The organism is Gemmatimonadota bacterium (assembly GCA_041390125.1).
Taxonomy (GTDB): Bacteria; Gemmatimonadota; Gemmatimonadetes; order Longimicrobiales; family Gaopeijiaceae; genus JAGQIF01.
Genome location: JAWKQN010000006.1, coordinates 282969 through 294870, shown reverse-complemented (window position 1 = coordinate 294870; position 11902 = coordinate 282969). Strand labels below are relative to the sequence as shown.

Here is an 11902-nt window from a genome sequence, read left to right as displayed (position 1 = left end):
CTACGCGTCCACCCGGTCGTACCGGTACGTGTAGCGGTAGCCCGCACCCGACCCGTAGTAGCGATCCCGCCCGCTCAGGTCGACGTCGTTGAGCACCACGCCACTCACGGGGGCCTGGACGGCGCGCAGCTGATCCGTGGCGAACCGCAGCGACTCGCGCGCGGTGGCGCCGGCCCGCGCGATGAGGATCACCCCGTCCGCGAGCGTGCCCAGCACGGCCGCGTCCGTGACCACGTTCAACGGCGGCGAATCGAGCAGCACGAGGTCGTACCGCTCACGCAGGGTCTTCATGACGGTGGCCATGGGCGTGGAGCCCAGCAGCTCGGAGGGGTTGGGCGGCAGCGTCCCGGTGGACAGCACGTGCAGCGCCTTGCCCTCCTCGAGCTCCACCACGTGCACCGCCTCCTCCAGGGAGGCGCCGCCGAGGAGCACGTTCGTCAGCCCCGGCTCCTTCCGGCCCTCGAACACCTTGTGCACGATCCCACGCCGCAGGTCGCAATCCACGAGCAGCACCCGCTTGCCCTGTTGGGCGAGGGTGATGGCGAGGTTGGCCGCGCTGGTGGACTTGCCCTCCGACGGCCCCGGGCTGGTCAGCACCAGCACCTGGGCCCGACGCTCGAGGTCGAGGAAGGTGATGTTGGTGCGGAAGGCCCGGTACGCCTCCGACGCGGGGTTGTGGGCGTCGAAGCGGGTGACCAATCGGTTCTTCACCGTCCGCGACACGCGCCCGTTGCCGTTGGCGGCGCCCTCGATGCGCGGGATGAGCGCGAGGACGGGCAGACCGGTGACGCGCGACAGGTCTTCCCGCGTGTGGACGGTCTCGTCCAGGTAGTCGCGCAGCGCTGCGAGACCGAGACCCAGCGACAGCCCGAGCAACGTGGCCAGGATGAGGCTCCGGAGCTTGCGGGGCCGGATGGGATCGCGCGGGTAGATGGCCAGGTCGGAGATGCGCACGTCCCCGGGCTCGACGGCCCGCGCGATCTCGGCCTCCTTGAGCCGCGTCTGCAGCTGGTTGAACAGGGTCTCCAGCGTCGTCTTGCGCCGGGTCAGGCGCTGCCGCTGCACCTCCTTCTGGGGGATGCGCTCCAGCTCCGCCCCGAACGACGCCAGGCGGGTATCGAGCGAGGCGACCTGGTTCTGCAGGTTGGACCGATAGCTGCTCGCCAGCTCCTCGAGCTGCGATTCGATCTGCCGGATCTGACGCTCCAGCACGACCACGTCCGGGTGCGTGCGCTCGCGCAGCTGCAGCTCGTCGTTGAGTCGGTTCTGGAACGTGTTGAGCTCGGTCAGGAGCTGGGTCACCGCCTGGTTCTGCAGGAACGTGGAGAAGCCCGCCAACCGGTTGAAGGCCGAGGGACGACCGTCCCCGCCTTCCGGGTTGCGCTCGATCTCGTCCAGGATGCCGGTGAGGGTCTGGAGCTCCGAGGCCAGCTCGTCGCGGTCCGCCTGCAGGCGCACGAGCCGCTCCACCTGGGCGGCGCCCTCCGCCTCCAGGTTCACGACCTGCTGGCCGGTCTCGAACGCCAGGACCGCGTTCTCGGCTTCCTGCAGCTGCTCGGAGTACGTGGCGATCTGCTCGTTCAGGAAGTCCACCATGCTGATGGCTTCCGTCTTCTTGGCCTCGCGGCGCTGGGCGATGAACAGCGTGGCCGCCGTGTTGGGGATGGCCTGTACGAGCGCCGCGTCGGTGCCCTGGAAGCCGACCGCGATCAGGTCGGCGTCGCGGAAGGGACGTCCGACCGTGAGCCGCTGCGTCAGGTCCTGCACGGCGTCGAAGCGGCTGCTCACGCGCAGGCGCAGGGAGGGGAGCAGCTCTCCACCGGGCGGGTCCGGGCGGACCACGAGGCGCAGCCCGTTGAACACCATGGCCTGCCCCGGCACCAGCGTGGTCACCTCGCCGCCGTCGTCGTCCAGGACGGCGTAGGCGCCGTCCCGCAGCTCGAGACGGTACGCCGCCGGTTCGGTGATCTCGCTGGCGCTGACGAACGAGAACAGCGAGTCGCGCGGGATGCCGTGGGGGCGCTCGAGCCGGACCTGCAGCGCGAGCGAGTCCACGACCGCCTCGGCGATGTGGCGGGCGCGAAGCAGCGCCATCTCCGTCTCCACGTTCCCCCCGCGGAGCACGTTGGTCAGGAGCTCCAGGTCGGGCATGGCCGTGGGCCGGTCCTGCTCGACGTGGATGGTGGCGCGCGACTCGAAGACGGGCGCCGAGCGCCAGGTGTACCAGGCCGTGCCCCCGATGACCAGCGCGGCCACGACGGCGATCAGCCCCAGGTTCCGGCGCACCAGGTTGAGGAAGTCACGCAGGTGGAGCTCCTGCTCGCCGTGCCCGTGCGTGCCGTTCGTGTTCATGACGGGGGCGGGGCCCTCAGGAGCTGGTGATGATGATGACGGAGACGACGTTCGAGACGATGGAGAGGAGCCCCACCATGCTCGTCAGGTTGCGGGCCAGCCAGCTGCGCTTGCCCACGGAGACCTGGTCGCCGCTGCGGATCCCGGCTTCCGTGAGGAGCTGCGTGCTCGACAGGTCCCCGATGATCACGCGACCGTCGCGCTGCAGGCTCAGCTTGCCGATGTCGCCGTCCGGGGTGACCCCCTGCGCCTGGGCGATGAGCTGGGCCACGCTGACCGTCGCGTCCACGAGGTAGTTGCCCGGGAGCCGGACCTCCCCCAGCACCGTGATACGGCGGAGCAGGGTGACGTTGACCGAGGGATTCACGAGGTATTCGTCGTAGTCCTCGGTGAGCTGCTCGCGCAGACGCTCGGTGGAGATCCCCAGGACGTTCACCCGCCCGAGCAGCGGGAGCACGACGCTGCCGTCCTCTCCGACCTGGAACTGTCCGGACAGGTCCTCCTCACGCCAGATCTCGACGTTGATCACGTCGCCGGGGAGGAGCGAGATGGTGGGGGAGGAGGGGCCGCCTCCGGCCTGGGTCTGGGCGCTCGCGCCGGAGGCCCCGGTCAGGAGGGCCGCGCAAACGAAGAAGAGCGTTCTCGGGTTCACGATCCGGCGTGTGCCTGGACCTCCGCGGTCGGGTCCGAAGGGGTGTGCGCGCACGAGGGGTGCGAGCCGCCGGGAAGCTACAGGCCACCGGGAGTCCGATCAAGGAATCCGGCAGCCCGGCCGTTGACGCTCCGTACGGGGTCGTCCACATTGCCGAGGCCTCGCGCGCCGCACGTCTCGTGCCGTTTCTCGTCGGCCTGGGGCTCGCAGGGCCTCCCGCATCGCCGGACGGCGGGCGGGGCGCCGGCCTGCCCACACGCCGGACTTCGGCAAGGCAACGCTTCGATTCACGTGGACGGATTCGTCGGACTCTGGGTCCTCGCGCTCGGGCTCGTCGGCTACGGTGTCATCGCCCACCGTTCCGGCGACGCCCTGCACCCGCTGGCGGTGTTCTGGGCGGCCTGGCTCGGGGTCTTCGCCTTCGCGCACTTCAACGTCCCCCGCGCCTACGACGAGCCGTACTACGCCCAGCCGTTCGGCGCCGTGGCCTACCTGGCGGTCTTCGCGGGTCTGCTCTCGTTCACGGCCGGGTTCTTCCTGGCGCGACCCGGGCTCGTGCGCCCCACGCCCGCCGAGCGGAACGCCTGGGAGGACCGCCTCGAGGCCACGCTGGATCCGCGGCGCCTCGGTCTGGTGACCCTCGCCCTGTTCGGCGTGGCGACCGCCACCACGGTGTGGTTCGTCGCCCGCCTGGGGGAGGTGCCGCTGTTCTCTCCGCGGATCAACGAGCTGCGCCTGGAATTCAAGCTGCCGCTGTGGGGCTACCTCTACGACCTGCACTACGCCGTGGCGCTCTTCGCGACCATGCTCGCGGCATGGAGCCGACGCGGTGCGCGGCTCGCCTGGTCCGGGCTGGCGATCGCATCCACGCTCCTGCTCATGGCGGGCGCGGTGCGGGTCTCGCCCCTGACGGCTCTCGCATGGGTCGTGATCTTCCTCACGTACCGCCCCGGTCGCCTGCGCGTGCGTCGCATCGTGTTCGCCGCGGTGGCCGTGCTGCTGGTCTTCGGCGTGATCGAGCAGTACCGGCGCTCCACCATCCGCCTCGATCCGACCCTGGCCAACCCGCGGCTGGACCTGAGCCCCCAGGCCACCGCCTGGGCGCACTCCGCCGCCAGCTTCAAGAACCTGCAGTTCACGCTCGAGCGTCCCTCGCCCCTCTACATGGGCATCACCAGCTACGACCTGCCCAAGACGATCCATCCGCCGGCGCGGGAGATCGATCGGGAGTTCAGCTACCTCTTCGGCACGCACAACACGCCGACCTTCCTGTCCTTCCTGTACTTCGACTTCGGCTGGGGTGGTCTGCTGCTGATCCCCGCGCTCTACGGGGCCGTCGTGGCCTACGTCTACGACCGTTTCCGCCAGCGGCCTTCGGTGTTCTGGATCATCGTGCACATCGATTTCCTGCTCGCGACCGCCCTCGCGTTCCGGACCCATCGCTTCTTCGGCAACAGCCTGATCTTCTTCGCGGCTGTCGCGCTCCTGGTCCAGGTGCTCGCCGCGCCGGCCCGTCGCGGCATCCCGGCGGAGCGGCGGGCCTGGGAGCCCTCGCCCGTATGAGGATCCTGGTGGACCTGGTGCCGGTCAGCCGGGGCGGCGGGCTGCAGAACGCGCTCAACCTGTGGCGCGAGATCGGACGCAGCGGGAGCGACCACCAGTGGCACGCCTTCGTGCGGCCGGGCGTGGGATTCGACCATCTGCCTACGGGGTCGCACCAGACCCTCGAGGTCGTGGAGGCCCGCGGCCTGCCGGCGCGCCTGCGCGTGGAGAACGTGCGGATCCCCGACCGTGCGCGCAGCTTCGGCGCCGACGTGGTGTTCACCCCCATGGGTGCGGGTCCGCTGCGTGCCCCGGTGCCCCGCGTGATCGGCTGGCACGACTCCACCGTGGCCTATCCCGAATCGGCGCTGTGGCGTCAGGCCTCGCTGGGGTTCCGCGCCGTCGAGCCGCTCCGTCAGCGCTACGCGGCCGCCGCGGCGCAGGGCGCCGCCCGGATCTGCGTGCAGACCGCGACCATGGCGCGGCGGCTGGGCCGGGTGTGGGGCATCGAGCCGGAGCGCTTCCATGTCGTCCCCAACGGGCCGTCCGCCTTCCTGGTGGGCGAGGCGCCCGCAGCGGAGCCGCCGCGCGCGGATCCGCTCCGCATCCTGGTGATCGGCGAGCCCAAGCCGTCCAAGAACCTGGAGATCCTCCCGCGCGTCGCGGCCGCCTTGAGCCGACGCTCGTTGCCGCCGTGGGAGATGATCGTGACCGTGGGCCCCCCGGGCGGGCCCTGGCTGGCGCCGTTCGACGCTGCGCTCACCGCCGCGCCGGACGCGGAGCGCCACATCCGCCGCGTCGGGCCCGTCCCGCACGCGGAGCTGGGCGAGCTGTACCGTGGCGCGGCCGTGGTGCTGCTGCCGTCGCTGCTGGAGTCCTTCTCCGCCACGTACGTGGAGGCGATGCACTTCGGTGTTCCGCTGGTCACCTCCGACCTCGACTTCGCGCGCGACATCTGCGGGCGCGCTGCCCTGTACGCGGACCCCCTCGACCCCGATGCGCTCGCGGAGCGCCTCGCGCGTGCCCTCACCGACGCCCAGGTCCGGTCCACGCTGCGTGCCGAAGGCTTCGCCACCGTGGCCGCCCTGCCCGACTGGCGGGCGCGCCTCCAGCGCTATGTGGACGCCTGCGCCGCTGCGGTCGGCGCGCCCGAGGCCACGGTGGCCGTGGGGGCGTCGTGAGGGGGGAGTCCCGACCGGGCCCGGTGGTGCTGATCGGCGCGGGCGACCTGGGCAGGGACGCCCTGTCCGTCCATCACGCCCTGCACGCCGAGGATCCGCGCTGGGAGGTGGTGGGCTTCCTCGACGACGGACCCGGGCGTGCGGGCACCACCGTCCTGGGCGTGCCGGTCCTGGGCGGCACGGACTGGTTGGAGCGGCGCGCCCCGGCGGACGTCCAGGCCCTCCTGACCGTGGGAGCGCCGGCGGCCCGCCGGACCCTCGCGGCCCGGGTGGACGCGCTCGGGGTCCCCTGGGCCACCTGGGTGCACCCCACGGTCGTGGTCACGCCCTGGGTGGAGATCGGCGAGGGCAGCCTGGTGATGGCGCGCTCCACCTTCACGGTGGAGGTCCGTCTCGGGCGCCACGTCGTGGTCAATCCGGGCTGCACCGTCGCGCACGACGTCCGGATCGGCGAGTTTTGTTACCTGTCGCCCGGCGTGGACCTGGCCGGGCGTGTCGTCCTCGAGCCGGAGGCCTATCTGGGAACGGGTGCGGTCGTGATCCCCGGGCGGACCGTGGGGCAGGGCGCCGTGATCGGCGCGGGTGCGGTGGTGGTGCGGGACATCCCCGCCGGTGTGACGGCGGTGGGCGTGCCCGCCCGATCCCGGGAGGCGCGGTGAGCGCGGCGCCCGGCCGGGCCGCAGCCGGGCCCGACGTGGAGGGGGCGCGCGGGATGCGCGTCCCCCTGGCGCGCCCGTGGATCGGCGAGGAGGAGGCCGACGCCGCCCGCGCCGTGGTGGCCTCGCGCTGGCTCATCCAGGGCGCCCGCGTCGCCGAGTTCGAGGAGCGCTTCGCCGCCCTGATCGGGGCCCGCCACGCCATCGCGGTCAACTCGGGATCGTCCGCGCTCCTGGTGGCCATGGGCGCGCTGGGGATCGGCACCGACGACGAGGTGGTCTGCCCGGACATGACCTTCGTGTCGACCGCGTCGGCCGCGCTGTTCCTCGGTGCCCGACCCGTGTTCACCGACATCGAGATGCGCTGGTACGGGATGGATCCGTCCGACCTGGAGCGGAGGATCGGACCGCGCACCCGCGCCATCGTGCCCGTGCACTACGCGGGACACAGCGCCGAGATGGAGCCGATCCTGGAGATCGCCGAACGCCACGGCATCCCCGTCCTGGAAGACGCCGCCGAGTCGCACCTGGCCCGCTACCGAGGCGGGGCCGCCACCGGCACGCTCGGGCAGATCGGCATCTTCTCGTTCACGCCCTCCAAGCCCATGACCACGGGCGAGGGAGGGATGGTCGTGACCGACGACGACACGCTCGCCGAGCGCTGCCGCCGGTTCCGCAACTTCGGGGACACCGGCAAGTTCGAGTGGACCGAGCTGGGCTTCAACTTCCGCCTGCCGGAGGTCATGGGCGCCATCGGGCTCGCGCAGCTCGAGCGCCTCCCCGACGCGGTCGAACGGCGGCGCGCGATCGCGGGGCGCTACACCGAGGCCTTCCGTGAGCTGGACGGCGTGGTCGTCCCCGCCGAGCGCCAGCCGTTGGACGCGAACTACCAGCTCTACACGTTGCGCGTCGAGGGAGCCGGCCGCCGCGACGCCGTGCGCACCGGATTGACGCGCCGGGGCGTGGGCAATCGCCTGTACTATCCGCCGCTCCACCGCCAGGGGGTGTTCGGCGGGCGGGGTGGGGAGGACGTGGACTTTCCCGGGGCGGTGGAATTCGCCGAGACGGCCCTCTCGCTCCCGATCTTCCCGGAGCTCACCGACGACGAGCAGGCGTTCGTCGTCGACGCCTTCATCTCTTCGCTCGAGGACTGAGACCGTCGTGACCCCCACGCCCTCCATCCAAGGCCGCCGCATCCTGATCACCGGCGGGGCCGGATTCATCGGTGCCGCGTTGGCCGAACGGCTCGTCGAGCACAATCAGGTCCGTCTCTTCGACCTCGGCTTCGACGGGAGCAGCGTCTCGCTCAGCCGTGCGTGGGGCCACCCCAACCTGGAGGTGGTCGAGGGCAACGTGATGGACGCCGACGCGCTGGTGCGCGCCACCGAAGGGGCCACGCTGGTCGTGCACCTGGCGGCCGTCGTGGGCGTGAAGAACGTGCTCTCGCGCGGACGCGATACCATCGAGATCAACTTCACCGGCACGTCCAACCTGCTACGCGCGTTGGAGGGGCGACGCGACCTGGACCGGGTCGTCTACTTCTCCACCAGCGAGGTCTTCGGGATGAGCGCCTTCCGGGCCGGGGAGGACACGCCCTCCACCATCGGTCCCGTGAGCGAAGCGCGCTGGACGTACTCGATCGCCAAGCTGGCGGGTGAGCATCTCGTGCACACCTACCATCGCGAGCTCGGGATGCCCACCGCCATCGTGCGGCCGTTCAACGTGTTCGGTCGCCTGCGCCTGGGCGACCACGCCATGCTGCGGTTCATCCTCGCGGCGCTGCGCGGCGAGGACCTGGAGGTGCATGGCGACGGCACGCAGATCCGGTCCTGGTGCTACATCGACGACTTCGTCGACGGCCTCATCCGTGTGATGCACATGCCGGAGGCGGTGGGGGAGACGTTCAACCTGGGCAACCCGCGCAACACGCTGACCATCTACGACCTGGCCCAGCGCGTGGTGCGTCTGCTGGACTCCCCGTCGCGGGTGCGCTTCATCGAGATCGACTTCTCGGACATCGACGTGCGGGTCCCGCGCCTGCGCAACGCCACGACGCTGCTCGGCTATCGTCCGCGCGTCGAGCTGGACGACGCCGTTCGCTTGACGGCGGATTGGGTGCGGGAGCACCGGGACGTGCTCGATCCGACGCTGGAGGGAGCGGAGGTGGCCAAGACGTGACCGGGGCCTGGGTCGAGACGGCCATCGCCGCCACGGTATCGGCGGTGGCCACCTTCTTCCTGACCGGGGTGGCGGTGCGCCTCCTCCCGCGGGTCGGGCTGGTCTCGGCGCCCGACCCCAACCATCCGGCGCCGGTCCCGGTCGGCGGTGGCATCGCCATCTGGCTCGTGGTGGGCATCCTGCTCACCGCGCTCGGCGGCACCGGTCACGACGTGGGTCAGGTCGCGCGGGTCTTCCTCGGGGCCTCCGTGCTGTTCATCGCGGGCGTCTGGGACGACGTGCGACTCCTGCTGCCCCGGATGAAGCTGCTCATCCAGCTCGGCGCCGCGACCGCCATGGTGGTCCTGGGGGTCACGTTCCCGCTCGGCCCCGAGCTGGAGTGGCTGGCGGTCCCGCTGACCTTGTTGTGGTTCGTGGGCGTGACGAACGCCTTCAACCTCGTCGACAACATGGACGGCATGCTGCCGGGTGTGGCCGCGGTGGCCTCGGTGTTCGTGGGGTTGTTCGCGGGGATGACCGATCGCCCCGAGGCGGCCCTGTTCTCCTGGATCGTGGCCGGGGCCTGCCTGGGCTTCCTGCGCTACAACCTGCCCCCGGCCCGCATCTTCCTCGGCGATTCGGGCTCCATGTTCCTGGGCTTCCTGCTGGCGGGCCTCGCCATCGGGGGAAGCTGGCGCGGTCTGACCAACCTGGCCTTCACGGTGCTGGCGCCCACGCTGCTGCTCGCGGTGCCGATCTTCAACACCACGTTCGTGACGGTCACGCGCAAGCTGTCCGGCATCCCCGTGAGCCGCGGCAAGGCCGACCACATCAACTACCGGCTGATCGCCCACGGGCTCTCGCGCGGGCGCGCGCTGCTCGCGGTCTACGCGCTCTCGGCGGCGGGCGGCTCGTTGGGTCTGCTGGTCCTGGCGCTCTCCCCGCTGGAATACGCGGCCGGCGCGTCGCTCTTCCTCATCGTGCTCATGTACCTGGGCGCCTTCCTCTACCAGGCGCGGGTCCACGAGAACTACGAGGAGTTCCAGGTCGAGCGCGTGGGCGCCGGCTGGGAGGGCTCGCCGTGGCATCGTTGGGTGATCCGGATCGTGGCGCTCGCCGGCGACGTGGTGCTCGTCTTCGCGGCCCTCTACCTCGCCTTCCTGCTCCGCTTCGACGGTCAGATCCCGGGTGACCAGCTGCGCAACCTGGCCCTGGCCCTGCCGTACCTCATCGCGTTCCGGGTGGGGCTGGCCCTGCTGATGGGCATCTACGAGACGCAGTGGCACTACGGGTTGGCGCGCGACGCGCTCCGTCTGGTCGCGGCGGTGCTCATCGGCTCGCTCCTGTTCACGGCCGTGCTGTTCCTCCTCAAGGCCCCCTCCTTCCCGCGCAGCGTCATCGTGCTGGAGGGGGTGCTCTCCGTGCTCTTCTTCGGCTTCACGCGCCTCGGGGTGCGGGCCCTGGGCGAGGTGACCGTCCTGGACCGCTGGGCCCGCGAAGGTCGGCGCACCCTCATCGCGGGGACGGCCGACGCGGTGCTGCCCGTGTACCGCTCGCTGCAGCGCCGCACCGACCGCAGCTACAACGTCATCGGCTTCGCGGACGACGATCCGAAGGCCCATCGCTCGTTGATCGGGGGCGTGCGGGTGCTCGGGCCCCTGTCGCGGCTGCCGGCCATCGCCCGCCTCTACGGCGCCCAGCACGTGATCTTCTCCCTTCCCAACACGGCCGAGGACCAGGTCCGCATCCTGGTGCGGGCCGCCCTGCAGGCCGGGTTGACGGTCGAGGTGGCCAGCCTCGAGTTCCGCTCCGCCGACGAGTGGCTGGCCGGGGGCTGGGCGCTGCCCCGGAGCCCCTCCGCCACGGCCCCACCGGCCGCCGCGGGCTGACGCCGCCCCGGCGGGACCCGCGGGGCGGGGGGGCTGGCATGGACCGTGCGGCCGGAGCCCTTCCGACGGCATCTCGGGTGGAGGGCCGCAGCGGGTGGCGAGGCCGGATCGGACCGGCCGGCCGCGGCGTTGCGGGCCCGATCCGCGGATGGGACCCTGCTGTCCCACCCCGCCACCCGGCATCCCAAGGAGAGCTCCATGCGCCGGGTCCTGCATCTTTTGATCACCCTCACCGCCCTGGGCGGGGGAGCGGCGGCCGCCCAACAGGCGGCCGAGCGCGTCCATACCGTCCAGGCCGGGGAGACGCTGTCCTCCATCGCCCTCAGCTACCTCGGCAGCGTCGGGTCGTGGCGTCAGATCTACGAGGCCAACCGCGACCGCATCCCCGACCCCGACCGCATCGAGGCCGGGCTGGAGCTGCGGATCCCCGCGGCCGGGGCGGCGGGTGCCGCGGGCGAGGTGCGCACGATGGAAGTGGCTACCCGGCCCGCCGGGCGCACCCCGGCGCAGGCCACGCCGCGGGCCTCCGTGCAGGAGGCGCCGCGTACGCCGCGGACCGTCTTCTGGACCGGCACCACCACCCAGCAGTCGCGGATGGATACGCCGCTGCTGGCGCAGGCCACCGAGGTGGCGCTGCTCCGGCCCACCGTCCCCGTGGACGCGTTCTACTCGGCAGGTTGGCTGCTCGAGCCCGACGAGGCGACGAGCGGCATCGGTCGCCTGGACGCCTTCAGCGTGGCCTCGGGTGTCCGGTCCACCCGCATCACGGCCCAGCTCTTCGACCGGCTGCACGTGACGCTGGCGGAGACGGGCGGGCTACGGCCGGGCGATGCCCTGGTGGCGTTCCGCGTGGCGCGCGAGATCAAGGACGTCGGCCGGGTGGTCATTCCGACCGGCATGCTCACCGTCGTGCGGATCGAGCCCCTCGGGGCCGTGGTCGAGGTCGCCGAGGTGTACGAAGCGCTCCAGATCGGCGACGAGGTGATGACGCCCGCGCAGTTCGGAGTGCGCGCCGGTGTCTTCCCCGAGGCCGGCGGTCCACAGGTCGAAGCGACCATCGTGGCCTTCCAGCGCCCCCACGAGCTGCACCTGCTCGGGGACGTGATGTTCCTGGACGTGGGCGCACGCGACGGGATCACGGTGGGCGACGAGTTCATCGGCTACGCGGCGCCGTCGGACGGCTGGGCGCCCGAGCCGATCGGACGCGTGCAGGTGGTGGGTGTCCGCGACGGGCGCGCTTCGGCGCGAATCCTGTCGATCGACGCGCCCGCCTTCGAGGAAGGGCTGACGCTGCGGCTCAGCCGCAAGATGCCGTAGGCGGGGGCGCGCTCCGGTCCTTGCGCGGCCGGGCGCACCCGGTTAGCCCACGACCGGTGGAACGCACCGGACCCGCGTCGGGGCCCCTGGCCGAGGAAAGGCCGGTGGAACCGACGCGGTTCCGTTTGCAGGACCTGGAACAGACGACAACGATCA

9 protein-coding genes are annotated in these 11902 nt (G+C 71.7%); 7 read left to right on the top strand and 2 right to left on the bottom strand.

From position 1 onward, the window contains the following. The gene (locus tag R3E98_07835; GenBank protein ID MEZ4423301.1) at window positions 1–2352 is read right to left on the bottom strand and encodes a polysaccharide biosynthesis tyrosine autokinase; all 2352 of its coding nucleotides are present in this window, start codon (window positions 2350–2352) and stop codon (window positions 1–3) included. Between the two features lie 16 nt (window positions 2353–2368). Next, the gene (locus R3E98_07830) at window positions 2369–3004 is read right to left on the bottom strand and encodes a polysaccharide biosynthesis/export family protein (protein MEZ4423300.1); all 636 of its coding nucleotides are present in this window, start codon (window positions 3002–3004) and stop codon (window positions 2369–2371) included. Between the two features lie 291 nt (window positions 3005–3295). Between R3E98_07830 and R3E98_07825 the strand changes: the two genes are divergently transcribed. From R3E98_07825 to R3E98_07795, 7 genes are all read left to right on the top strand, one after another. Then, window positions 3296–4567 carry an O-antigen polymerase gene (locus R3E98_07825; protein MEZ4423299.1) on the top strand — a complete coding sequence of 424 codons (1272 nt, stop codon included), beginning with the start codon at window positions 3296–3298 and terminating at the stop codon, window positions 4565–4567. After that, complete coding sequence (locus R3E98_07820) at window positions 4564–5727, top strand: glycosyltransferase (protein ID MEZ4423298.1); 1164 nt, start codon at window positions 4564–4566, stop codon at window positions 5725–5727. Before R3E98_07825 ends, R3E98_07820 begins: the two co-directional genes overlap by 4 nt. Beyond that, complete coding sequence (locus tag R3E98_07815; GenBank protein MEZ4423297.1) at window positions 5724–6386, top strand: acetyltransferase; 663 nt, start codon at window positions 5724–5726, stop codon at window positions 6384–6386. Before R3E98_07820 ends, R3E98_07815 begins: the two co-directional genes overlap by 4 nt. Next, window positions 6383–7537, top strand: coding sequence for a DegT/DnrJ/EryC1/StrS family aminotransferase (locus tag R3E98_07810; GenBank protein ID MEZ4423296.1), 1155 nt, complete (start codon window positions 6383–6385; stop codon window positions 7535–7537). Before R3E98_07815 ends, R3E98_07810 begins: the two co-directional genes overlap by 4 nt. A 7-nt stretch (window positions 7538–7544) precedes the next feature. Then, the gene (locus R3E98_07805) at window positions 7545–8561 is read left to right on the top strand and encodes an NAD-dependent epimerase/dehydratase family protein (protein ID MEZ4423295.1); all 1017 of its coding nucleotides are present in this window, start codon (window positions 7545–7547) and stop codon (window positions 8559–8561) included. Next, window positions 8558–10429, top strand: coding sequence for a hypothetical protein (locus R3E98_07800; protein ID MEZ4423294.1), 1872 nt, complete (start codon window positions 8558–8560; stop codon window positions 10427–10429). The genes R3E98_07805 and R3E98_07800 overlap by 4 nt, the downstream gene beginning before the upstream one ends. Window positions 10430–10627: 198 nt before the next feature. Beyond that, window positions 10628–11746, top strand: coding sequence for a LysM domain-containing protein (locus tag R3E98_07795; GenBank protein MEZ4423293.1), 1119 nt, complete (start codon window positions 10628–10630; stop codon window positions 11744–11746). The last annotated feature ends 156 nt before the right edge of the window (window positions 11747–11902 follow it).